This is a genomic window from Halococcus salifodinae DSM 8989 (genome assembly GCF_000336935.1).
Classification (GTDB): Archaea; Halobacteriota; Halobacteria; order Halobacteriales; family Halococcaceae; genus Halococcus; species Halococcus salifodinae.
Genome location: NZ_AOME01000016.1, coordinates 1 through 24464 on the forward strand (window position 1 = coordinate 1; position 24464 = coordinate 24464).

19 protein-coding genes, 1 tRNA gene and 2 pseudogenes are annotated in these 24464 nt (G+C 64.8%); 11 read left to right on the top strand and 11 right to left on the bottom strand.

Annotated elements, in window-relative coordinates; translation table 11 throughout:
- Positions 1-540, bottom strand: a pseudogene (locus C450_RS04000) (acyl-CoA dehydrogenase family protein); the annotation flags it as partial.
- A 66-nt stretch (positions 541-606) separates the two neighbouring features.
- Complete coding sequence (gene hemB / locus C450_RS04005; RefSeq protein WP_005040316.1) at positions 607-1668, bottom strand: porphobilinogen synthase; 1062 nt, start codon at positions 1666-1668, stop codon at positions 607-609.
- A 90-nt stretch (positions 1669-1758) separates the two neighbouring features.
- Here hemB and C450_RS04010 point away from each other — a divergent pair, with 90 nt between their 5' ends.
- The 3 genes from C450_RS04010 (at position 1759) to C450_RS04020 (ending at position 4619) form a co-directional block, all read left to right on the top strand.
- Positions 1759-2286, top strand: a complete 528-nt coding sequence (locus tag C450_RS04010; protein ID WP_005040318.1) for a DedA family protein — start codon at positions 1759-1761, stop codon at positions 2284-2286.
- Between the two features lie 298 nt (positions 2287-2584).
- Positions 2585-3169 (top strand): dihydrofolate reductase family protein, encoded by a 585-nt coding sequence (locus tag C450_RS04015; protein ID WP_005040320.1) that lies wholly within the window; start codon positions 2585-2587, stop codon positions 3167-3169.
- A 259-nt stretch (positions 3170-3428) separates the two neighbouring features.
- The gene (locus C450_RS04020) at positions 3429-4619 is read left to right on the top strand and encodes an ISH3 family transposase (RefSeq protein ID WP_005040323.1); all 1191 of its coding nucleotides are present in this window, start codon (positions 3429-3431) and stop codon (positions 4617-4619) included.
- A 339-nt stretch (positions 4620-4958) separates the two neighbouring features.
- On the opposite strand, the gene C450_RS04025 is transcribed toward C450_RS04020, so the two are convergent.
- Positions 4959-5210 carry a hypothetical protein gene (locus C450_RS04025; RefSeq protein ID WP_152424391.1) on the bottom strand — a complete coding sequence of 84 codons (252 nt, stop codon included), beginning with the start codon at positions 5208-5210 and terminating at the stop codon, positions 4959-4961.
- Positions 5211-5272: 62 nt separating this feature from the next.
- Positions 5273-5509 (bottom strand): hypothetical protein, encoded by a 237-nt coding sequence (locus C450_RS04030; protein ID WP_005040327.1) that lies wholly within the window; start codon positions 5507-5509, stop codon positions 5273-5275.
- A 98-nt stretch (positions 5510-5607) separates the two neighbouring features.
- Here C450_RS04030 and C450_RS04035 point away from each other — a divergent pair, with 98 nt between their 5' ends.
- Complete coding sequence (locus C450_RS04035) at positions 5608-6402, top strand: hypothetical protein (protein WP_005040329.1); 795 nt, start codon at positions 5608-5610, stop codon at positions 6400-6402.
- A 344-nt stretch (positions 6403-6746) separates the two neighbouring features.
- Here the strand turns inward: C450_RS04035 and C450_RS04040 are convergent, their stop codons facing one another.
- From C450_RS04040 to C450_RS04060, 5 genes are all read right to left on the bottom strand, one after another.
- Positions 6747-7955, bottom strand: coding sequence for a GNAT family N-acetyltransferase (locus tag C450_RS04040; RefSeq protein ID WP_152424392.1), 1209 nt, complete (start codon positions 7953-7955; stop codon positions 6747-6749).
- A gap of 64 nt (positions 7956-8019) precedes the next feature.
- A complete protein-coding gene (locus C450_RS04045; RefSeq protein ID WP_005040335.1) occupies positions 8020-10191 on the bottom strand; it encodes a (Fe-S)-binding protein in 2172 nt (723 codons plus the stop codon).
- Between the two features lie 162 nt (positions 10192-10353).
- Positions 10354-11058 carry an energy-coupling factor transporter transmembrane component T family protein gene (locus C450_RS04050; protein WP_005040337.1) on the bottom strand — a complete coding sequence of 235 codons (705 nt, stop codon included), beginning with the start codon at positions 11056-11058 and terminating at the stop codon, positions 10354-10356.
- On the bottom strand, positions 11052-11822 hold the full coding sequence (locus tag C450_RS04055) for an energy-coupling factor ABC transporter ATP-binding protein (protein WP_005040340.1): 771 nt from the start codon (positions 11820-11822) through the stop codon (positions 11052-11054). The genes C450_RS04050 and C450_RS04055 overlap by 7 nt, the downstream gene beginning before the upstream one ends.
- The gene (locus tag C450_RS04060; RefSeq protein WP_005040341.1) at positions 11819-12403 is read right to left on the bottom strand and encodes a biotin transporter BioY; all 585 of its coding nucleotides are present in this window, start codon (positions 12401-12403) and stop codon (positions 11819-11821) included. Before C450_RS04060 ends, C450_RS04055 begins: the two co-directional genes overlap by 4 nt.
- Before the next feature lie 146 nt (positions 12404-12549).
- On the opposite strand from C450_RS04060, the gene C450_RS04065 reads away from it, so the two are divergent.
- Together C450_RS04065 and C450_RS04070 are read left to right on the top strand one after the other, a co-directional pair.
- Positions 12550-13209 carry a hypothetical protein gene (locus C450_RS04065; protein ID WP_049909822.1) on the top strand — a complete coding sequence of 220 codons (660 nt, stop codon included), beginning with the start codon at positions 12550-12552 and terminating at the stop codon, positions 13207-13209.
- An 89-nt stretch (positions 13210-13298) separates the two neighbouring features.
- A complete protein-coding gene (locus C450_RS04070; RefSeq protein ID WP_005040346.1) occupies positions 13299-14021 on the top strand; it encodes a competence/damage-inducible protein A in 723 nt (240 codons plus the stop codon).
- Positions 14022-14049: 28 nt separating this feature from the next.
- Here C450_RS04070 and C450_RS04075 read toward each other — a convergent pair whose 3' ends face one another.
- The gene (locus tag C450_RS04075) at positions 14050-15228 is read right to left on the bottom strand and encodes a CBS domain-containing protein (protein ID WP_005040348.1); all 1179 of its coding nucleotides are present in this window, start codon (positions 15226-15228) and stop codon (positions 14050-14052) included.
- Positions 15229-15306: 78 nt separating this feature from the next.
- Here C450_RS04075 and C450_RS04080 point away from each other — a divergent pair, with 78 nt between their 5' ends.
- Together C450_RS04080 and C450_RS04085 are read left to right on the top strand one after the other, a co-directional pair.
- On the top strand, positions 15307-15678 hold the full coding sequence (locus C450_RS04080) for a cupin domain-containing protein (RefSeq protein ID WP_005040350.1): 372 nt from the start codon (positions 15307-15309) through the stop codon (positions 15676-15678).
- 69 nt (positions 15679-15747) lie between these two features.
- Positions 15748-17844 (top strand): DEAD/DEAH box helicase, encoded by a 2097-nt coding sequence (locus tag C450_RS04085; protein ID WP_005040352.1) that lies wholly within the window; start codon positions 15748-15750, stop codon positions 17842-17844.
- 2 nt (positions 17845-17846) lie between these two features.
- Here the strand turns inward: C450_RS04085 and C450_RS04090 are convergent, their stop codons facing one another.
- Positions 17847-18122 carry a pro-sigmaK processing inhibitor BofA family protein gene (locus C450_RS04090; protein ID WP_005040354.1) on the bottom strand — a complete coding sequence of 92 codons (276 nt, stop codon included), beginning with the start codon at positions 18120-18122 and terminating at the stop codon, positions 17847-17849.
- A gap of 81 nt (positions 18123-18203) precedes the next feature.
- Between C450_RS04090 and C450_RS04095 the strand changes: the two genes are divergently transcribed.
- The 3 genes and pseudogenes from C450_RS04095 to C450_RS04100 all read left to right on the top strand — a co-directional run bounded on the left by C450_RS04095 (position 18204) and on the right by C450_RS04100 (position 24462).
- Positions 18204-18276, top strand: a tRNA-Pro gene (locus C450_RS04095).
- 39 nt (positions 18277-18315) lie between these two features.
- Positions 18316-18612: pseudogene (locus C450_RS22810) on the top strand (group I intron-associated PD-(D/E)XK endonuclease).
- A 225-nt stretch (positions 18613-18837) separates the two neighbouring features.
- A complete protein-coding gene (locus C450_RS04100; protein WP_005040358.1) occupies positions 18838-24462 on the top strand; it encodes an LAGLIDADG family homing endonuclease in 5625 nt (1874 codons plus the stop codon).
- The last annotated feature ends 2 nt before the right edge of the window (positions 24463-24464 follow it).

A 24464-nucleotide genomic window follows, 5' to 3' on the forward strand; every position in this document is an offset into this window, starting at 1 on the left:
GAACATCGCGCCCTCGATATGCTCGTCGGCATCACGGCTGGTGAGGCGGTCGAAATAGCCGTCGAGGCTCCCGTCGTCGAATTCATCGAGCACGAGCGCGACGCCGGTCGTCATCGATACCGGACAGACGAATCCGGGATCGGCGTACGAGAGCAGCGCTTGCTGGGTCAAGGTGTGCGTGAGTCCGAGCGGCTCGTCGCGGCCCGGCGGCGCGTGGAAGGCGTCGTGGGTCAGCCCGAATTTTTCATAGGTGATCCGTTCGTTTTCGTCCTGAGCGGGATGGTACTCGACCTCGTTTCGCACTTCGCCGTGCTGGTCGTAGGTGTGGAGTTCGGGGCCGTGGCGGTCGATCCGATCGGCGTTGTCGGCGATCGTCGACCCGACCACGTCACCGAACGCCTCCAGTCGAGGCTCGGCCCACGCGAACTCCTCGTCGGGATAGGCCCGTCGCGCCTCGTACTGGAGGGTGCGATCGAGGGTCCAGTAGTTCACGTCCCGACCGGCCTCGAACTGTCCGTAGTCGATGGCCTCGCGTGTCATGTCGTCACATCCGCCGCTCACGGCATAACTGCTCGGTCCGTCTTGGCTCGATCCTGTATCGGTGTGTTAGAGTCGTTTGGCGACGTCCTCAGCGAAATAGGTCAGAATTAGGTCCGCGCCGGCGCGTTTGATCGAGAGCAGCGATTCGTCGGCGGCAGAATCGAGGTCGAGCCACCCCTTCTCGGCGGCGGCGTGGAGCATGGCGTACTCACCCGAGACGTTGTAGGCCGCCACAGGCTGGTCAGTCCGCTCGTCGACCCTGCGGACGACGTCGAGATACGGCAGCGCGGGCTTGACCATCAGCACGTCCGCGCCCTGGTCGACATCGAGATCCACTTCTCGAAGCGCCTCGTCGGCGTTCGCGGGGTCCATCTGGTAGTGCCGCCGGTCGCCGAAGGCGGGTGAGCCGTCGGCCGCGTCGCGGAACGGCCCATAAAAGCTGCTCTCGTACTTCGCGGCGTAGCTCATGATCGGTATATCCATGTGATCCGCGTCGTCGAGTGCCGCCCGGATCGCGCCCACCATCCCGTCGGTCGCGCTGCTCGGTGCGACCATGTCCGCGCCCGCGTCGGCGTGGCTCGTCGCGACCTTCCCGAGGAGGTCGAGCGTCGTGTCGTTGTCGACCGTCAGCCCCGTTTCGTGCTGTTCGTGCAGTCCCGCCGCGCCGCCGTCGACTTCTGCCACACCACCGTCGGCCTCCGCAGCGCCGTTCTCCCAGCGCTCGCGGGCTTCTTCGGCGAGCACCCCACAGTGGCCGTGATCGGTGTACTCACAGAGGCAGACGTCGGTGATGCAGAAGACATCGTTCTCGTCAGTGATCCGCCGGAGCGCGCGCTGGACCACGCCGTCGTCGGCCCACGCCCGGGTTCCGCGGTCGTCCTTCGATTCGGGGATACCGAAGACGATCACGCTCTCGACACCCGTTTCTGTGATCTCTTCGACGCGCGCGGCCGCCTCGTCGACGGGCACGCGCTCGTGGCCCGGCATCGACTCGATCGGAACGCGCTCCTCCGTGGTGGCGTCGACGAACACCGGTGCGATCAGGTCGCTCGCCTCCAGGGTGGTCTCGCTGACGAGGTCGCGGAGTCCGTCCTGGCGGAGCCGTCGGGGGCGGCGCGTGAGGTTCATACCTTGATTGGGGCCGCGAGCGCCAAAACCCCTTCTCGTGCGCGATGCGTGACGCAAACGATTTAGGAGCTACCGGCAAACTCCCTGCCGATGTCCACTCCGGTCCTCCAGATCGCGGAGATGCCCGCCGCCCTCCGGGACCTGCTCGACTCGGAGTACGCACTGCTCGCGCTGCTCTGCGTGTTCGTGCTCGAAGGGGCCATGCTGATGTACTTCATGCCGAGCGAGGCGATCGTCCCGGTCTCGATCGGTCTCATGGGAAGTACAGTCACGGACGTCGCCACCATCATCGGCGTCGCGGTGATCGGAGCGACGATCGGTCAGGTCGGACTGTTCGTCCTCGCGAAACGCGGTGGCCGGGAGTGGCTCCTCGAAAAGCGGTGGTTCCGGGTGAGCGACGAGCGCCTCGCCACCTTCGACGGCTGGTTCGACCGCTGGGGACCGATCGTCGTTCCGGTGAGCAACGCCCTGCTGTTCACTCGGGGGATGCTCACCGTCCCCGCCGGGTTCGCCGAGATGCGGACCCGGGAGTTCGTTCTCCTCTCTGCGGCCGGCACGGTGGTGTTCGAGACGGCGCTCGCGGCGATCGCGCTCGGCGTGATCGAGGTCGCGTTCTGAGGTCGAAGTGGGTTGTTTCGATTGGTGGGACGGACGTGAAAGGGCTGGGTCCGGCTTTCCCACACGGCGCTCGCCACGGTTTTGATGAGGTCTGCGGTCGCAGGTTCGCAGTCGCGGCTCATATTCACCCTGCCAGCCTTTCGGCCCCTTAGGCGTCGTGAGAGTAACCAGAGTGATTTATCTCACCACGTTCTGCTTATACGTTAGAAATAGACATACTGTCGGTTATTGGTGAGTGATTTCACGGCCGATAAAGTAAAGACTCTGCTTGTAGTAGCTTTCATGTGAGGTATATTACATGGGGAACCTAATCGTCTCGGAGTTCATGACCCTGGACGGCGTCATGGAAGATCCAGGTGGAGGAGAAGAATTCGAGCACGGCGGCTGGAGTTTTCAATTCGACCGTGGTCCTGAAGGCGACGAGTTCAAACTCAATGAGGCGTTGGAGAGCGAGGCGCTCTTGCTGGGCCGGACGACTTATGAGGGGTTCGCGGCAGCGTGGCCGGATCAGACGGATGAAGCAGGCTTTGCTGATAAGTTCAACAGCATGCCCAAGTACGTCGTTTCGACGACCTTGGAAGAACCTCTTGAATGGAACAACTCGACGCTGATCAGAGAGAACGTAGCGGATGAAGTCGCGAAGCTGAAACAGGAGTCGGACGGCAACATCTTGGTCAACGGTAGCGCACAGCTTGTCCACACGCTGATGGAACACGACCTCGTTGACGAGTACCGACTCATGACCTTCCCGATCGTCTTGGAGAGCGGGAAACGCCTCTTTGGAGGGACGAGCGATACAACGACGCTGGAACTCGTGGACACGAAGACGGTCGGTGAGGGCGTCGTCATCCTCACCTATCGGCCGGAGAGACAAGAAAACTAATCAGCAGTCCCCGTCCCTCCACAGCGAATCAGTGCGTGCCCTGCCAGTAGCCATTTGATTGTCGCTAGTTGTCCACTCTGGCTCAACAGCCCAGTTACTGACATGTAGTGGTCAGAATGATGCGACTGAATCAGTCGCCTGATTCAGCCGNTCGCTAGTTGTCCACTCTGGCTCAACAGCCCAGTTACTGACATGTAGTGGTCAGAATGATGCGACTGAATCAGTCGCCTGATTCAGCCGCTGTCCGGATTTCTGTGTGATGAAGCTCCCAAAGCTCAAGCGCATCCTCACAGATCCGGACGAGTTCATTTCGAACGGTCAGTTGAAGTCTCTTAGCATGGAATTGCTTGAGCTGATACCGTTGGAAGGAATCGAGGGCTCTGGCCTCGATTCCGAGGAAATCATGGAAGTCGTGCTACGGGCTGCTGTTGACACGACATCGGTCAACGGCGTCACGACGAACACCGAGGACACACCAAATCGGGAGACAGTGATGGATTGGTTGCACACGCTGGAGAACGAGCCGATGCTCGATGCTGTCAACGATATCCTCGCGTTGGTGGCGATGACGGTTCTCGACCGCGGCGGGTCGAGAACCATCTGCACCGACTTCATGGACAACCCGTTCCATGGTCACCCGGAGGATAAAGACGAGTTCCGCCGGATGCAAGCCCGTGATGGCACCACAAAGTGCCATCGCTACTGCACAGTGTTCGTCCTTGCACAGGGGAAGCCGCTGACGCTGGCGATCGAGCCGGTTAACGGAGATGACAGCAAGGCCGACGCGGTCGAGCGCCTGCTCGCCCGCGTCGAGACGTACCCCTTCGAGGTCAAGCGGATTCTCATCGACAGAGCAGCCTTTGCAGGCGAGTTGATCGGTGTGCTTCGTGAGGCAGCACCGCCGGTCTTTCCGGTGAAAACGGGAAAAGACTCGCTGGAAGAGAAGCTGACAACGAACAAGTCGTACATGACCGAAGAGACGATTTGTGAAGGAGAACCGCATGAGCAGACGTACCCACTGGCAGTGAACGTCACGTACCAAAACGACGATCGCGGGAAGTCCGGGCTCAAACAGACGGGATACGCGGCGTACGGTCTGGAAGACCGCACGCCGACGCAAGTGGCGCGGATCTACCACAACCGGTCACGGATCGAGAAGAGCTACGAGAAATTTCGGGAAGCGCGGGCACTGACAACGACGCCGTCCACGACAATTCGGCTATTCTACGTGGGTGTTGGCTTCCTGTTAGAGCAGTTGTGGATCGTGTTGCAGTGGGCAGTGCTCGCCCAGCCACGGCGTGGCGGGCGAGCACTCCCGACAGATTTCACGTTCAGTGATGCGTTTCTCCATGGGATCGAGGAGGTGTTGGACGATGAGCTCAGCTGGAAGAAGAAGCATCGGACGAACAAGGAGGGACTGCCAGCAGGACACGAGCACGGACTCGGTTGAGCCGCCTCGCTTCGGGGAAGCGAGGCTTGCGAGGAGCGACAGCTCTGTTCTGAGAGTGGTCTCAGCGACAGTCACGGAAGGAATCCGTATGTAATTCGATATCTTCTGGACCCTCCGCAGCGTTCGTAGGATTCTTTGTCTCGTTTTCGGCGTCATTCCGGTGTGAAGCCGCGATTTTGCTGCCACCGTTATCGATAGAGTGGACAACTAGCGANTAGGATTCTTTGTCTCGTTTTCGGCGTCATTCCGGTGTGAAGCCGCGATTTTGCTGCCACCGTTATCGATAGAGTGGACAACTAGCGATTGTTGACAGGGTAGTGCTCTGGCGTGACAGGCGGGCTATCGGGGATCAATGGCGACACGCGCATCTTCCGTATTGATATTGGGTCGGTCGTCTTCGTCGATCCACGACTCAGCGTGCCAGTGGAGCAAGTGAGTCGGATAGCACTGGTCGTCGGTGATGACCTGAAACCCGTCGGCGTCCGGCAAATATACTACGCGATCGAGAGTGTCCACCTCGGGAAATCGGCGGACGATTCCAGGACCGACCGACAGCCCCATAGACTCCGCCGTTTCGCCACCACCAGGCATCGAACTCACGCTCGGTTTCGGCTCCTGGCCAGTGCCGTCTCACCACCGCGATCAGTCGCGCGCTACTCGGTCCGCGAGTCGTCGCACATCGCTCGGCCGATCTCGGTCCGAACGAACTCCTCGGTGATGACCTCGTACCGGAGCGTGCCGTCGTCATCGGTGGCACACGCCGTGCAGAACGTCATGCGGCGCTGAGTCCCGTCTTCGAGCACGTACTCCTCGGTTTCGCGGTCGGTCGCCGTGGTCGAACCGCAGTCCGGACACGGGTGATCGGCCGCGGTGAGCGCGTCGTCCGCCATCGTCGATGGTTGTGTACGAACGGGATGGGCCTTCAATCTACTGCACCCGTCGGTCCGGATGGTCATGCACATGTGTGCGCCGTGCCTCCGCCACGGCCATGAGCGACGAGAAACAGGCCACGCTCGGCGGCGGCGAGGCCGACACGCGCGATCCGGACGAACACGCGACCAACGACTTCGGCGACGAACTCGGCGAGCACGAGACCAAGGGCGGGTACAACCGCTACGACGTCACGAGCCTGCTCCAGAAGGCCGTCCGGCGCTCGGACGAGGAGTGCGCGGCGTGGGCGGCGTGGGAACTCGTCCGCTCCGGGTACGCCTGGAACCTCTGGGATCGGCTCGCGCTCTACGTCGTCGAGGACCTGCGGGCGGGCGCGGATGTCGTCCTCACTATCGATCGCTACGAACGTCTGGCCACCGAACGGTGGGACGACGACGGCTGGGAGGGGCGACTCTGTGGGATCCACGCGGCACTCGCCGCCGCCCGGGCCACCTCGACCCGGGAGGCGACGTACGCAAACGGGTACTTCGAGCGGGTGGCCGAGGAACGCGCCGCAGCGCGCGAGGCGGGCCGCGAGCCGGTCGAGACCTTTCCGGTCGGCGACCTCGAACCCGGTGGCGAGTTCGACGTGATCTTCGACCAGCACACCTACGACGGCAAGAAGATGGGCCGCGACGGTCGGTACTTCACCGTTCACGGCGCGCGCGTCGGCCCGACGGGCGAGTCCGAGCTGAGCAAGCGGTGGCGACGCCGAGGTCTGTCCCTCGCCGATCGCTCGTACAGCGACGCGGAGCGATCGCACGCGCTCGCGCCGGTCGATCCCGACGACCGCTGGGCCGAACCCGAGCAACCCAGCCCCGATGATTCGACCGAGGACGAGAACGAGGACTGACGACCCGATTCGAACCGAGCCGAACGATCAAGCGATACCCGTGGCTCGCAGGGGTTCGGAGCCAGCCGATCCGCACTCGGCGATGAAAATGGGCCGGACGTGCTCCCCCCGGCCCATGGTTCGCGTATGCTCCCACGCTCAGTGGTCCCGTGTTGGCCGAGCGTAGCACAGGCAACACGCCTGCACGATCCACTACGTCGGCCGACTCGCTTAGTTCTTGTTACCAGTTGCCATATTGTTTGGTATCGATCGATCCCGCGTGAGCGACCGTCGTCCGGAACCGGCAGAGTCGACCACGGCAGATCGGGTCGCGCGGAACGAGACGATCGCGACTGAAACTCCCCTCAGAAACTCTCTGGGAGGAACACCTCGTGCTCGGGGAACAGCCGCTCCAGCACGTCGACGGTCTCCGAGGTTCGAACGTCGAGACCGCCAACCGTCCTGGCACGCTCGGCCGAGCAGTAGCCCACGAGAAGCTGTGAGAGCGTCCCGATGTCGGTCGTCGCGTCCGGCTCGGCGTCGGCATCGACTCGTTCGACGGACGCCACCCCCTCAGCGACCCGAACCGAGAACGTCGCGTCGTTCCACGGCGCGTGTGGATCGTCGACGCCGACGGTGAGGGTGGCGTCCTCGATACCGGGGTACGGGACGGCTTCGAGGGCCGCCGGGACGTCGACGATCCGGAGCATCTTGCCGGCGGCCACCTCGACTTCGATCGCGTCCCGATCGGTGACGACATCGAGGAGCCGGTCGTGGTCGTACCCGTACAGCTCGACCGCGCTCACCTGTGAGTCGTGATCGTGGCAAAAGCGCAGGAGGTTCAGATACGCTTCGTGGTCGGTGAACGCCATCTCGTCGACCACCAGGCGTCGGCCGTCGTCACCATCCTTGATTCGGTAGACCAGATAGCCTCGGGGTTCGTCCCCCTGGAGCCACGCGTAGCAGTACCGTTCCGTATCGTAGCCCTGGAACACCCGATCGCGCCACCAGTCGTCGTTCCGGCGGGTCGCGAGGTTGACGCCGTCGAGCCATTTCTCGAAGACCGGCTCCAGAGTGGCGTACTCCTCGGGCTCGATCCGACGGAACTCACCGGCTGCGGCGGATCGCACCGTCGACAGCGCCGCGGGAGCGACGGTCGCGGTGTGATACCGACAGCCGGTCGCCCAGCCGTAGCGCGCGTAGAAGTCGTGTTTGAACGGTCGGAGAGCGGCGATCGGCCAGCCCCACTCGCGGTACTCTTGGAGCGAGGCTTCGAGCAACTCTCCGACGAATCCCTGGCGTCGACGTTCCGGCGGGGAGGCCACCCCCGAGAGGCCGGCCATCGGCAGCCATTCGCCGCGCAGCCGGACGGTGAACTCGATGTGGGTGCCGCAGGCCACGAGGTCGTCGCCGTCGAAGATCCCTCGATCCTCGCCGAACGCCCACCGTCGCCGACGGCGCTCGTCGATCGGTTCGTCCGGATCGTACGGCCCCGATCCGGCATCGAAGGCGTAGCCCGTGATCGCGTGGTGGCGCTCCTCGTACTCCTCCGAGATGGGACGATACTCGGCCATACCGATCCGGAGGTGTCGTGCGTGAAATACTTTCAGGCTGTCCGGTAGATCGCCGTCGTCGATCTCAATCGTCCGCCGGGGCTGCGCCCGTCTCCGCATCCGCGTCCGTGTCTGCCGCCGCTCCCGCTGCCCCGCCCGCATCGAGCGCCTCCGCCAGGAGCTCCGAAAGCCCGACGATCTCGATGTCGTCCTCGAAGCTCCCTGTCTTGCGGCCGTCCTCGTACATCGTCATGCACATCGGACACGCGACGACGAACTTCTCGACAGCAGCCCCCGCGTCGGTGTCCTCCAGGGCCTCCCGAAGGCGTTCCTCGCTGGGTTTGGGCTCCTCGTCGAAGTCCATCCAGAGCCCACCGCCACCGCCGCCACAGCAGAAACTGTTCGCCCGATTCCTGGGCATCTCGTTCAGGTCACACCCCGTGCGCCGGACGAGATCTCGGGGAGCCTCGTACTCGTCGTTCATCCGGCCGAGGTGGCAGGGGTCGTGATAGGTCACGGTGTGATCGAGTTCGGTGCCCGTGAGATCGAGCGCACCACTATCCGCGAGTTCCTGAACGACCTGCGTGTAATGGTGGACGTCGATCTCGCCGTCGGCGTTCCACTCCACGCCGTCGAGTTCGGGGTACTCGTTCGAGAACGTGTTGTAGCTGTGCGGATCGGTGCAGACGATGGTGTCGAACTCGCAGTCCTCGAAGGCCTCGACGTTGTCCTCGGCGAGCATCTCGTAGAGTCCCTCCTCGCCCACTCGCCGGACGTCGTTGCCGTCGTTTTGCTCGTCCTCGTAGAGGATGCCGTAGTCGACGCCCGCGTGCTCGAAGATCGTGGCGAGCGACCGCGCCACCCTCCGGTTGCGCTCGTCGTAAGAAGGATAATCGCCGACGTACCAGAGGTACTCGACGGCTTGTTCGCGCGCGTCGGGCACTTCGAAGTCGAGCTCCTCGGTCCACTCGGGGCGCTTGCGCTCGGGCTCCCCGAAGGAGTTGCCCTGGCCGAAGATGTCCATCATGGTCTCCTGGACGTTCTCGTCCATCTCGCCCGATTCGGTGAGCCGGCGGTTCATCTCGGTGAACTGCGGGACGTGCTCGATATCGACGGGGCAGGCGTCCATACACGCCATACAGGACATACACGACTCCATCGTGCGCGAATCGATGACGCTCGTCCCGCCGTCCGCGACGATTTCTTTGGTTTCACCGCCGGCGTTCACCGACTCGCGATACCCCTTGAGATCGAGGATCACGTCGCGCGGATCGAGCGGCCGTCCCGACGCCTTCGCCGGACACACCGACGAACACCGGCCGCACTTGGTGCAGGCGTCCTGATCGAGCATCTGTCGCCACGACATGTCTTCGATTTCGGTGAAGCCGATCTCGTCGGGATCGGCGTCGGCGGGCACGCCCGGCAGCCGGGTGCCTGCCTTCTCGTCGCGGGTGACGACGTTGGCGAAGCTCGACAGCATGTGGAACGGTTTGGCGTAGGGCACCCACGCCACGAACCCGAGCGCGAGCAGGGAGTGCGACCACCACGTCGCCGGGTAGAGCGTGGTTGCGAGCTCCGGCGAGACGCCGACGCCCTCCAGAACGAGTGCGACGAACCAGCCCACGAAGCTCACGGTCTCGAACTCGGGAAAGCCAGTCGCGAGGATCCGCACGCCTTCGACGAGATAGCCGCCGGCAGCGAGGAGAAACAGCGTCCAGACGAACAGTCCGTCTTCGAGATCCGTATGCTTGCCCCACAGCCGCTCGTTCCGGACGACGTACCGCCGGTAGATCGCCATTCCGAGCCCGACGACGAACAGAAAGCCCATCGCGTCCATCACGAGCGAATACGAGAGGTAGAAATCGCCGACGAAGAAGGACTGCTCCTCACCCAGCAGGCCGGTCACGAGCCGGTAGCCGTCCATGTCGATCCCGAGGATGGTGGTACCGATCAGCAGCGTGAGAAACCCCCACATGATGAACGCGTGCATCAGTCCGCCGTAGAGGTCGCGATTGAACTGTTTCTCGTTGGTGACGACGGTCTTCGCGGCGCTCACGATCCGGCTGGGGAGGTCGTCGAGCCGGGCGAAGGCGTCCTCGGTTCCGCGGGTGTACCGCGAGAACCGCTCGTAGACGCCATACAGGAAGACCGTGACCGCGAGCGCCGTGAGGAAATAGAAGAGTGCTTTCCCGACGGGACCGATCAGCCAGAACGTCTCTCGGGTGACGGTGTCTCCCGCCTGGAGCACGAGTGTCATCGATTATCGTTGTAGAGCCGACCAGCGGGGTTAAATCTTGCCCACCCGTGGCGATCGGTTCGCAGTCGGCGACAAACTGCCAACTAATTCTTCGTTTTGTCCGGATCCGATCGAGGCTTGCTCTCCGCTCGGATCGCGGGATTCGTGATCGCTATGGAGAACTCAGACGAGCGCCCAGCCGACGAGCGCCGCAGCCAGACCGAGCACCGGCAGGTCGCGACGCGCGAACCGAAGGTGTGGCAGCGTCGGATTCCACGCGAAACACCGTGCGCGGAGCGCCACGCCGAGCTGATCGGCCCGCCCGAACGCCCGCCGGATTCCCGCACTCGTGACGATTTCCATCCGCTCGACGAGTCCGCGCTCGCTCCCGAGTCGCGCCCGCATCGCCGCGCGCGTCCGCGAGAGATCGGCCACCAGCACCGGCAGAAACCGGAAGACCAGCGCTACGCCGACGCCGAGAAAGCGGCCTGGGCGACCGGGGACGAGCCGCTGGATCGCCGCCCGGGAGTCGCGCACACGCGTCGTCCGAACGTAGACGACGCTCACGACGAGCACGAGCAGCACGCGATAGCTCGCGAGTGCCGGCGCGACCGCCTGCGAGGGGGCGATCCACGGCGGTCCGAGGGTAAGGACGGCGATCGCCGGCCCGACGACGAGGAAGGGAAGCGCGTAGCGCGCCTCGGCGAGGGCGGCGGCCGGCGACAGCCTCGCTGCCGCGAGGACGCTCCCCGCGAGCACGGTCAGGATCGCGAGGCCGCGCGGCGTGGTGTGGGCGAACGCCGCGATCGCGAACCCCACCTGCACCGCGAGCTTCGCCCGCGGATCGAGGCGGTGGGCGAGCGAGTCGCCGGACTCGTAGCTCAACACGGCGCGCGCACGCCGAGCGTGGAGAGCTGATCGATCGCGTCGTCGGGCGGCGCGTCGAGCGCGACCCGCCCTTCGTTCATCACGAGCACGCGATCGGCGGGATCGACGAGATCACGGAGGTCGTGGGTGACGACCACGATCCCCGTTCCATCGGAATGGAGCGCCCGGAGCCGGTCGAGCACCGACTGTCGCGCCGGCTCGTCGAGGCCCGCGAACGGCTCGTCGAGCACGAGGTGATCGGGTGCCATCGCGAGCGCGCCAGCGATCGCGACCCGCGCCCGCTCGCCGCCCGACAGTCGGTCGATGCGCTCTGCCTCCCGGCCGTCCAGGCGCACCGCCGCGAGCGCCTCACGTACTCGTCGATCGATCTCGTCCCTGTCGAGGCCGAGGTTCTCGGGCCCGAACGCGACGTCCGCGCCCACCGTTGCGGCCACGAACCCGTCGCGCGGGTCCTGGAACGTCATCGCCACTGCGGTCCGCGCGGCCACCACGTCTCCACCGACCGGCTGGCCGTTCACCGACACGGCCCCCGAATCGGGATCGAGCAGGCTGTTGAACTGCCGGACGAGCGTCGTCTTTCCCGAACCATTGGGACCCGCGAGCACGACGAACGAGCCGTCGTCGATGGTGAGCGAGACATCGTCGACCGCCGGCCGCGGCTCCGTTTCGGTCGCGTCGTCCCGGTCGGCGGTGGACTCTCGACCCGCTTCCGCCGATCCCTTGGTGTCGTCGTAGCGATAGACGAGATCGCGGACCTCGATCATGACGTGGCGGCGATCGCGTCGCTCCGGACGATCCCCACCCCGGCCGCGATCTTCAGCGCCTCGGCCGGGATGAACGCGGCCGCACCGCCGACGAACGCCTCGGCAGGACCGAGATTTTGGACCACCATCAGTCCCGTTACCCCGAACGTGTAGATCACGACCACACCGAGAACCATCGCACCGACGAGCCGCGCGAGGCCGGCCGCTTTCGGCTCGGTGAGTGAGGCACCCCCGTGAACGACACCGCCGATCGCGGCCGCCGCGAACGGGTACGACCAGAGGTAGCCCGCCGTGGGACCGACGAGGACGCCGAGTCCCGCCGATCCGCCGGCGAACACCGGTGCGCCGAGCGCGCCCGCGAGGAGGTAGAGCCCACAGGCCGCCCCGCCCCACACCGGACCGAGCAGGATGCCTGCGAGGAAGACCCCGAGCACCTGGAGCGTGACCGGGGCGGGCGAGACGGGGTTCGGGAAACTGACGTAGGCGAACGCGCCGATCAGGGCGGCGAACAGCGCAGCGCGCGCGAGGTTGCTCGCGGTCGCGTCGCCAACGAGTTCCACGTCACCGGTTTCGGCGCTCATCGCTCCCTCCCTCGTCGGTCCTGGCGTGGGTCGGCCATCGATACATCCCTCCAGCCGTCAACTCTCTTAGCCTCGTCGGTCGACGAACCCCCTGCATCGCCGGCAGGCTTTTACCGATCGATGTCAGACGCTTCGTTCGCGTGACGATGGACGAGAAAACTGAAGAACTCCGCGACATCTTCGTTGACGTCACCGACGAGTCGACGGTCACCGAGCGCCAGGAGGACACCCCCGGCTCGCTCGCGCGCGACGAACCGGCTGCCGAGCGCGTGGAGGGGGTCGTGGCCTCGATGCGCGAACGCTACGACTTCGATACCGACCTTCCGGACGCGGCGCTCGCCGATCTGGTCGAAGGGTTCTACGACGGCGCGAGCGACGACGCCCTCTCGGAACGCGCGGTGGACGAAACCGGCGCTGACGACGAAGACGGGGATCTCGACGACGCTTCGACTGCCGACGCGTCCGAGCTCTCCAGCCACGATGTCTTCCGCACGCGGATGGATCTCCACCTCGTCCGCGAGGCCGACACCGACGCCTCGTTCGCCCTCGGCGACCTCCGGGATCGCCTCGCGAACGACGAGTCGATCGACGAGATCGCCACCGAGTTCGACATTGCGGAGTCGACGGTGCGGCGCTACCGTCGGGTGCTCGAAACCCAGGCCGAACGCCGGCGCGTCGGCGATCGCTTCCGCGAGGAGTTCGACGAGATCCTCGCCGACGCCGATCTCGCCTCGCTCACCGAGGACGTCACCCGTGACGGCCTCGACGACGCCACCGACGGGATGGAAAACGACCTCTCGTTCTGATCGCCGTGTCCCCGCTGTCGGTCGTCTGGTCGTGACCCGAGTAGCGCACGCGAACGGGTTATCCGTCCGTGGCTCGTCGTTTCGGCCGAATGCAGGTCGCGCTTCTCACCGTCGGCGACGAACTCCTTGCGGGCGACACCCAGAACACCAATGCGACGTGGCTCGCGGGGCAGATCACCGATCGCGGCGCGACGGTCGCACGGATCCTCGTGGTGCCCGACGACCGTGATCTGATCGCCAGAAAAGTGAGTGAGTTCGCCGAGAGTTTCGACGCCGTGATCGTGACGGGCGGGCTCGGTGGGACGCCTGACGACGTCACGATGGCCGCGGTAGCGCAGGCGTTCGACCGTCCGCTCGCCCCTGACGACCGTGCGCTCGCGGACGTCGAGGCCACGGTCGAGGCCGTCCGCGAGGAGTTCCCCGACATCGACCTCGACCGCGAGGCCGAGGCGTCGATCCCCGACGGGAGTCGACCGCTGCTGAACGAACCGGGCCTCGCCCCTGGCTGTGTGATCGAGAATATCTACGTACTCCCTGGCGTTCCCGACGAGATGACGGCGATGTTCGAATCGGTCGCCGACTCGTTCGGGGGCGACATCGAGTCGCGGACGTTCCACACCGCGACGCCGGAGGCCGACCTTATCGACGACCTCGAAACCGCTGGCGAGCGTTTCGACGTCGCCGTCGGATGTTATCCCGATCCTGCAGTCCGCCACAACCGAATCAAACTCACCGGCGAGGATCCCACCGAACTCGACACGGCGGCCGACTGGTTGCGCGAGCGCGTCGACGTGACGACGCCCGCGGAGTGAGCGCCGGACCGTCGACACCGGATCGCCGTTACCGGATCGTTTCGTCGGCCGATCGCGGTGTGTCTGGCGCGGATGTCGTGTTCTCGCTCGACTGGAGGATCGTGAGCGCGGTCATCAGATCGGTCCGCGAGACGAGACCGGTGAACTCCCCGCGGAGATCGACGACCGGGAGTCGGCCGACGCCTTCGGACTGCATTGTGGAGAGTGCGGTCATCGCGTCGGCGTCCACCGGGACTGTCGTGAGATCGCGGGTCATCACCTCCTCGACCCGGTAGGCGTCGCGCTCGACCTCACGGACTTCGCGAGCGTCGGACAGCGTGACCAGCCCGACGAGTTCGCCGTCAGCGAGAACCGGATAGCCGGTGTGGCGCTCGGTCAACATCCGGTCGATCAGCTCGGCGACCGACGTTTCCGGCGTGACGGCGTGGATCTCGGCGGCCGGTGTCATGACTCGCTCGATCGCGACGCCCTCCAGGGCGGCTTTCGTGGTGGCCTGCTGGGCCTCGCCGGCGGCGCTCATGTAGATGAAAAAGGCGATCGCGATCAGGACGATGCCGCCCGAGAGCAGCCCCGCGAGACCGAGGAGGAACGCGAACCCCTTGCCGACCTCGGCGGCGAGCTGCGTCGCCCGAGCGTGGGTGCGATTGCGCGCGAGCAGCGCACGCAGGACGCGACCACCGTCCATCGGGAAGCCGGGGAGGAGGTTGAACCCCGCGAGGACCACGTTCGCCAGCGCGAGATACGCGAGCACGAACCGTGCGGCTCCGAACGATTCGGGGAGTGCGAGGAAGCCGAGATACGAGACCGCACCGACCGCGATGCTCACGATCGGCCCGGCGACCGCGACGGCGAACTCCTGTCGCCAGTCCTCGGGCATCTCGGTCAGCTGGGCGATCCCGCCGAGGAACCAGAGCGTGATCGAGTCGATGGGGTAGCCGTACCGCATCGCCACCAGCGAGTGGCCGAGTTCGTGGAGCACGACCCCGACGAACAGCCCGATGGCGGCGACGCTGCCGAGCACGAGCGGGGTCTGGCCCGCCGATAGCGACGCTGCCGGGAGGTTCGCCCCCACGACGTCGTTCATGATCGAGATCCACCGTCCCACGTCCGTGGCGATGAGCCACGCGAACAGGGGGAGGACGAGCAGGAACGACAGACCCACCTTGATGGGGATCCCGGCGATGCGGCCGATCCGAAAGCTGGGCATACCCCGAGTAGGGCTGGCGGCATCTTAAGCCCGCCCCCGCCCACGAACGCTTTTGCCCGCGCCGATCGTCCGTGACCCATGAGCGAGTCATCCCCGGTGGTGCAGCGAGTGGAAGACATCGAGTACGAGAGCGTCGATGCGGCTGATGGCCTCGAAAAGGGCGTGCTCGTCGACGAGGAACGCGGTGCGCCGAACTTCGCCATCCGACGGTTCACGCTCGCACCCGGAGCTGAGGTCCCGAAACACACCAACGAGGTCGAACACGAGCAGTACGTTCTGGAGGGGGAGTACGTCGTCGGTATCGACGACGAGGAACACGCCGTGAGTTCGGGCGACTCGCTGTTGATCCCCGCCGGAACGGTCCACTGGTATCGCAACGAGGGGAACGAAGAAGGGGCGTTCATCTGCGCAGTGCCGAACGGCGACGACGCGATCGAACTCGTGGAGTGAGGTGGCCGGCTCGGGCGGTCTCGACGATCGTTCGAGTGACTGAAATACCTCACTCGCGTACACCCAAGCGTGTCACAGCAGGTCGGGCGGGTCGAGACGCTGTTCGTCCACGGCATGGGCGACGAGTATCTCGTAGCCGCGGTTCGCGACGGGACGCGGCTCTTTCGCGCGCGGCTCGAACTCGGAACGACCGATGCCGGCCCGCGGCCCGCAGCCTTCCGGATCAAGGAAGGCTCGGGCGAGGAGCCGCGCAGCCCGGATCAGTTCGTCGAGATCGCGCGCCGCGCCGGCCGCATCCGGATCTCCGAACAGACGAGCCGCCACGACCGCGACGCGATCCGCGAGATGCTGTCGGGCTACCAGCTCGACGCGAAAACAGTGAGGACCTGCCGGTACTGCGCGTCGGTCGGGCGCTACTCCCCGATCACGAGCGAGACCGCGATCGAGGCCGACGGCGAGACCATCTGTCCCGACTGCGCGCGGACCGAACTCGAACGCGAACTCGCCCACCACGACGTGAGCGCGACCGCGGGCGATCGGCTCGAAGAACTCCTCCTCGAGGTTCAGGACCTCGATCGCGTGGTCAATCTGCTCTCGGGGCATCTCGATCCCGACCTCACGAAGTTCGACGAGATGAGCGCCACTACTGAAGCTGTGGACCCCGTTCCGGTGGGCGATCTCGACCTCCATCCCGACATGCAGGAGCTGCTCGACGACCGCTTCGAGACCCTGCTTCCCGTGCAGAGCCTCGCCGTTCACGGCGGCGCACTCGACGGCGAGGATCAACTGGTCGTGAGCGCGACGGCGACGGGCAAAACCTTGATCGGTGAGATGGCGGGGGTCGATCGGCTGCTGCGCGGCGAGGGGAAGATGTTGTTTCTGGTGCCGCTTGTCGCGCTTGCGAACCAGAAGTACGAGGACTTCAGCGACGAGTACGGCCACCTCGCCGACGTCACCATCCGAGTGGGCGCGAGCCGCGTCCGCGGCGACGGCGAGCGGTTCGATCCCGACGCCGACATCGTGGTGGGAACCTACGAGGGGATCGATCACGCGCTCCGGGTCGGCCAGGACCTCGGCGACATCGGCACGGTGGTGATCGACGAAGTTCATACCCTCGAAAACGACGACCGGGGCCACCGCCTCGACGGGCTGATCGCGCGGCTCAAGGGCTACTGCGAGGGCCGTGCCGGCGGCAGCGGTGGCGGTTCCGGCGGTGGCGGTTCTGGCGGTCGCAGCGGAACGGCCGGAACAGTGGGAACACAGTGGCTCTACCTCTCGGCGACGGTCGGCAACCCGCGCTGGCTGGCGGGGCGGCTCGACGCGAACCTCGTGGAGTTCGAGGAGCGCCCGGTCCCGATCGAGCGCCACGTCACGTTCGCCGACAGCCAGGAGAAAGCCCGCGTGGCGAACAAACTCGTCAGGCGGGAGTTCGACCGCGAGTCCTCGAAGGGGTATCGCGGCCAGACCATCGTGTTCACCAACTCCCGGCGACGGTGTCACGAGCTGAGTCGAAAGTTGGAGTACGACGCCGCGCCGTATCACGCTGGCCTCGATTACTCCCGCCGGAAGACGGTCGAACGCCAGTTCGCCGATCAGGACCTCGCCGCGGTCGTGACGACGGCGGCGCTCGCGGCCGGCGTCGACTTCCCCGCCTCCCAGGTGATCTTCGACTCGCTCGCGATGGGGATCGAGTGGCTCACGGTCCAGGAGTTCCACCAGATGCTCGGGCGCGCGGGCCGGCCGGACTATCACGACCGGGGCGTGGTCTACGTCCTCGTCGAACCCGACGGGAGCTACCATTCGAGCATGCCTGGCTCCGAGGACGAGACCGCGTTCAAACTCCTGAAGGGCGAGATGGAGCCGGTCGCGATGCGCTACGACGAGACCAGCGCCGTGGAAGAGGTCCTCGCGAACATCACCGTCGCGGGCGAGGGTGCGAAGGGACTCACCGATCGGATGGTGGGTGAGGTGCCGCTGAAACACGCGGTCGGCAAGCTGCTCGATTACGGGTTCATCGACGGACTCTCCCCCACGCCGCTCGGCCGCGCGGTGACGCGTCACTTCCTCGAACCCGGCGTCGCGTTCACGATGCTCGATGGGATCCGAAAAGGGGCTGATCCCTACGATGTGGTGGCAGACGTCGAACTCCGCGACGAGGAGGAGTGAGTTCAGGCCAGCAGACCGACGACCGCGGGAACGAATGCGACCCCGAGCACTGAGAGAAGCACTACGAGGACCGCGCCGGGCAGCCCCCCGATCGCGACGATCGCGAGCGTGAGCCAGTTGATCTCGACCCCGACGCCGAGCCACTCCGCGACGAGGAAGACCAGCAGGCCGACGACCGCGTTGATCAGCAGCGGTCGAACGGCTTGAACGATCCGCGCCGCACCGAGCAGGAAGACGACCGCGACCGCGAGCGCCGCGATTTCGATTCCTGTAACCATACCCGGACTCCGCGGCCGTGACGTATCCCTTCTGCGATCGAACGGAAGGGTTTATTCGCTGCCGGACGGTAGAAGAGACACGGGACCGTGGGTTAGCCTGGTATACTTGCAGCCTTGGGTGCTGCCGACCCCGGTTCAAATCCGGGCGGTCCCACTACCGTTCTTATTCGAAGACGGAACTACTCGATCCTGAATGGAGACTCATCGGAAGGGCGACCTCACCGAAGCCGTCGTCATCGCCGAGCTCAAGAAACGAGCGATCCCGGTTTCGATCCCGTTTGGGGACAACGAACGGTACGACGTTGTAGCAGAGAACCCTGACGGTAGTTTGTTGAAGGTGCAGATCAAGACCGGCTAGATGGCCGACGGAAAAGTGACGTTCCACGGCAAATCACAGCACACGAACGCGAGCGGGAACGTCTATGAGACGTACGACGGTGATGTCGATTTCCTTCTGGTGTACTGCCACGAACTCGAACGGATGTACTAGATCCACGAAAACGAATTCCGGACGCAGATGTCGCTGTGAGTCGAAGAGCCCGAACAGGTGAAGCCGAGCACCAACTGGCCCGAAGAGTACGAGTTCGACGCGAACTGGCCGCCGGCGTGACCCACGCCGCACTCGGGCGGCGAAGAATCTCCACGCCGTCTCGTCCACTTTCACTCCCCACGTTGCGAAGGTTCTTACCCGGAAGCGCACTACCCGAGGCCAACGATGGCTCGTGCGGAGAACACCGAACTGATCGACGACTTCGAGGAGTTCTACCGCAACTACTACCGGAACGAGATCGGCGAGCTCGCGCGGCAGTACCCCAACGAGCAGCGGTCGCTGTTCATCGACTGGGACGATCTCTATCGGTTCGACTCGGATCTCGCCGACGACTACCGCTCGCAGCCGGGCCAGCTCCAGGAGTACGCAGAAGAGGCGCTTCGACTGTACGACCTCCCCGTGGACGTGGGGCTCGGGCGCGCACACGTCCGAATCAGGGGGCTTCAGGAGAACACCGAAATCCGGGAGATCCGGGCACGACATCGTGGCCAGCTCCTCTCGGTCCAGGGAACGGTCCAGAAGGCAACCGACGTACGTCCGAAGATCACCGAGGCCGCCTTCGAGTGCCAGCGTTGCGGGACGCTCACCCGGATCCCACAGACGGGTGGCGATTTCCAGGAGCCTCACGAGTGCCAGGGGTGTGAGCGCCAGGGCCCCTTCGACATCAACTTCGACCAGTCGGAGTTCGTCGACGCTCAGAAAATTCGGGTCCAGGAGAGCCCCGAGGGACTGCGCGGCGGCGAGACGCCCCAGGATATCGATGTCCACATCGAGGACGACATCACCGGGAAGGTGACCGCAGGCGACCACGTTCGCGTGACGGGCGTGCTCCATCTCGATCAGCAGGAATCCGGCCGCGAGTCGACGGCGATGTTCGACGTGTTCATGGACGGCGTGTCGGTCGAGATCGAGGACGAGCAGTTCGAGGACATGGACATCGACGAGGCCGACAAGCGCGCGATCGTCGACCTCTCGACCGCCGACGACATCTACGAGCAGATGGTCGCCTCGATCGCGCCCTCGATCTACGGCTACGAGCAGGCCAAACTCGCCATGACGCTCCAGCTCTTCTCGGGCGTTGCGAAACACCTCCCCGACGGCTCGCGGATCCGCGGTGACTTGCATATGCTTCTGATCGGGGATCCTGGTACAGGCAAGTGTGTCAAGGGTGATACCAGCGTGACGCTCGCGGACGGCTCGGAGCGACCGATCCGCGACGTCGTCGAATCGAACCTCGACGCACCGACCGCGATCGAGGACGGCGTTTACGACGAGGTCGACCTTTCGCTGCCGACAATGGGGCCGGATGGGACCATCACCGAAGGACGGGCGACGAAGGTGTGGAAGCGCGAAGCACCGGAGAGGATGTACCGTCTCCGAACGACGAGCGGCAAAGAGATCGAAATCACACCCTCCCATCCGCTGTTCGTTCAATCGGAAGGACAGTTCTCCGCAACGAGGGCGTCGGAGCTACACGAAGGGGTCTTCGTTGCGACGCCACGGACAGTGCCGACCGCCGGGGACGACGCGCTCGATGTCGACTATCGCCGGTCGGCGTCGCCCAATGCCGTTCGGCTGGATCTACCGGCTGATTGGACGCCATTGCTCGCCCGCCTTCTCGGCTACGTCATCGCGGAAGGACACGTCCAGCTCCGTGACGATCACACCGGCAGCGTCTACATCACGAACAACGATCCAGAGATCATCGCGGACGTCGCGGCCGCGTACGACTCGCTCGGGGTGAACTACTCGGTCGACGAACCTCGTGACGGAAAATCGGCGGAGCGCATCCGATCCTCGTCCGGCGAACTGGTCAGCTTCTTCGAAACTCTCGAACCCGCGATTCTCGAACGCTCGGCCGAACAGCGGGTGCCCGACGCGGTACTGCGTGCAACGGCGGAGACGAAACGTGCGTTCCTCCGTGCGTACGTCGACGCGGAAGGCCACGTCTCGACGAGCCAGCGCGAGCTGGCGATCGCCTCGATGAGCCGCGAGCTTCTCGATGGGGTTCAGTCACTGCTGGTGTCGGTCGGCGTTCAGTCGTCCATCGAACCACGTAACAACGGGAGTTACCGGGTCCGTATCAGTGGCGCGGCCTTCGAACGATACGTCGAACGCGTCGGCTTCGTCACCGACCGAAAGGCGGACGCGGCTCACGACTTCGATGACAGCCCCCACAATACGAACCGCGACATCGTGCCAGACGTGGGCGACGAACTCCGACGCGTCCGGGAAGCGCTTGCGCTCTCGCAGTTCGAGTGCGGTGTCGCACGGACGACCTATCAGCACTACGAACGTGGCGATCGGAACCCGAGCCGCGACTCGCTGCTGACCGTCGTCGAGGCCTTCGAGGAACGGATCGAGTGGCTTCGCGAGACGAAACGACGAATCGAGACCGGCGGTTGGGAAGACATCGAATCGGTGAGGGACGAACTGAACGTCTCACAGACCGATCTTGCCGACGAGATGGGCGTCGAGCAGACCGCGGTGAGCTACTACGAACGGAACGACGTGGTCCCCGACGGTGGGCGAACGATGGCCGGGAAGAACGCGATCCTCGAACGCATCGCGTCGGCCCTCGATGCCGTCGATAGCGTGGCGCGCCTCCGGGACCTCGCCGAAAACGATGTCCGGTGGGATCGGATCGTCTCCATCGAGGAACTCACACCCGAGTACGACTGGGTGTACGACCTCGAAGTCGACGACACCCACACGTATCTCTCGAACGGTGTCGTCTCGCACAACTCCCAACTCCTTCAGTACATCCGACAAATCGCGCCCCGATCGGTGTACACCTCGGGGAAAGGGAGCAGTTCGGCAGGGCTGACGGCGAGTGCGGTCCAGGACGACTTCGGCGAGGGCCAGCAGTGGACCCTCGAAGCAGGGGCGCTGGTGCTCGCCGACCAGGGGATCGCGGCGGTCGACGAACTCGACAAGATGAAATGCGTGACTGGCGACACGCTGGTCCACCTCGGTGATCGAATCGCTCGAATCCGGGACATCGCCCACGAAGCGGTTCGAGACGGCACCATCGAGTCACTCGAGAACGGCCGGAGCATCCGTGATGTCGACCTCGAGGCGTGGACGATGACCGATGACGGGCGGCTGGTGACGCGTCCCGTGACGGCCATCCACGAGTACGATGCACCCCAGTCGCTCGTCGAGGTCTCGCTCTCGACGGGCGAACGGTTGAGTGCGACCGCCGATCACCCGTATTTCGTTTTCGAGGACGGCGAGCGCGTCGAGAAAGCCGCTGCCGACGTCGAATCGGGGGACTGGGTGTACGTCCCCCGGTCCATCGAGGCACCGGCGACGGACGGCGGGACGCTAAGTCAGCGCGGCGATTCGAACGCCGTTCGGCGTTCGTTCTCGGACGAAACTCCCGGACAAGATGGCGTCTCGCCATCCCTGGGGAGAGTGCTCGGCTACCTCGCCGGCGATGGGAACCTGTACTACCAGCGTGATGCCGGCGTCTACGGCATTCGGTTCACGAACACCGAAGAAGAGCTACTGGCGGACTTCGAACGAGCCTGTGAGGGCGCGTTCGACGCGGAGACGGTTCGACCACCGAGCGAACGGCGTGAGGACGGCGTCGAGACGGTTCGACTGTGTGGCCGGGAGTACGCCGACGTCGTCCTCGAAGCGGGGATGAATCTGGAGACGTACGACGGCAAACGCGTGCCCGAGGGGGTCACCGAAGCGTCCCGCGCTGCGAAGGCGGCGTTCGTGCGTGCGTTCGCCGACAGCGAGGGGAACGTCGACGGCCGGATGGTGAAACTTTGCTCGGCAAGCCACCAACTGCTACTGGGCGTCAAACACCTCCTGTTGGAGTTCGGTATCTCCTGTCAGATCCAACACCGCGTGCGGGAGGGAAAACGCGATATCTATCTGCTCGTCATCACCGACGCCGACTCGCTGGCCGCGTTCGACCGGCAGATCGGCTTCACCCTGGATCGAAAACAGACGGCCCTGACGGAGACGGTCGAGACGGTCAGCGGCGATCGAACGATTCTGGATGTCCTCCCCGACTGCGGGGCCGTGCTTGAGACGTGTCGAACGTCGCTTCGCCTCCACCAGTCCGAATGCGGGATCGACGACGCCACGTACTGTGACTTCGAGAACGGCGACGCCGATATCTCGTTCCGTCTGGCGCGTGTCGTCTTGGTGGCGTTCGAAGATCGCAAACGCCGGGCGTCGCTCGCACTCGACGAACTCGACAGCGCCGGGTGGGACGATCTGGAGCGGATTCGGACCACGTTCCACGTTTCGCAGTCGGGGCTCGCCGAAGGGACGGGATTCAGCCAGCAACAGGTGTCCCGGCGCTGGGGAGAGGACGAGGGGATGAAGGAGACCGTCGCCGACCGGCTCCGATCGGTCCTCGGGTCGGTCGCCGATACGGACCTCAGTCGGTTCACGCAACTGGTCGACGGCGACGTCAAATGGCGACGCGTCGAGACCGTCGAAACGGTTCCTGCGACGGTCGACGACGACCGTATTCGCCTGCTGGAGGAAGATTTGGCGGACGTCTTGGGCTGTTCGACCGACGAAGCCCGCGAACGAGCACGCGCGTTCCGCACGGACGATCCCTCGCCCGCGGGGTGGGACGAACTACGCACGGTTCTCGAGCGATACGGCATCTCGATGACGGCAGCCGCGGACGATCTGGGCGTCGATCAGGCGACGGTTTCTCGCTGGTTCAACGGCCACGTTTCGACCGATGAGTTCGAGACTGTCAGGGACGCTGTTCTGGATCGGGCCGACATCGTCCGTTCTGCGGCGGTCCGCAAACTGGAGGAGATCGAGGAACGCGAACGACCCAGCGTGTACGACCTGACCGTGGACGGGACACACAACTTCGTTGCGAACGGCATGATCGTCCACAACTCCGACGACCGCTCGGCGATGCACGAGGCGCTCGAACAGCAGACCATCAGCATCAGCAAGGCGGGCATCAACGCCACTCTCCAGTCGCGGTGTTCGCTGCTCGGTGCGGCGAACCCCAAGTACGGGCGATTCGACCAGTACGAATCGATCGGCGAGCAGATCGACCTCGAACCGGCCCTCATCTCGCGGTTCGACCTGATCTTCACGGTGACCGACGACCCCGACCCCGATCGGGATAGAGAGCTCGCCGAACACATTCTCAGAACCAACTACGCTGGCGAGCTCAACACCCAGCGGACCGAACAGACCGCGGCGAACGTCAGTCAGGCGGAGGTCGATGCGGTCACCGATACGGTCGCGCCCGCGATCGAGCCCGACTTGCTCAGAAAATACGTCGCCTACGCCCAGCGCAACTGCTTCCCGACGATGACCGAAGAGGCGAAAGAGGCGATCAGCGATTTCTACGTCGATCTTCGGGCCGAGGGGGCCGACGAGGACGCGCCGATCCCCGTCACGGCACGGAAGCTGGAGGCGCTCGTCCGGCTCGCGGAGGCATCGGCGCGAGTGCGGCTCGCGGATACGGTCGAGATCGAAGACGCCGAGCGCGTCATCGAGGTCGTCCGCACCCAGCTCCAGGATATCGGCGTCGATCCCGAAACCGGGGAGTTCGATGCCGATATCGTCGAAACGGGGACCTCGAAGACCCAGCGCGACCGGATCAAGAACGTGAAGGCACTGATCGCGGAGATCGAAGAGGAGTACGACGCTGGCGCGCCGATCGAGGAGGTGCTCGATCGCGCCGAGGAGACCGGAACCGAGCGCTCGAAGGCCGAACACGAACTCGAAAAGCTCCGGCGGCAGGGCGAGGTGTACGAGCCACAGACCGACCATCTCCGGACGACCTGAGA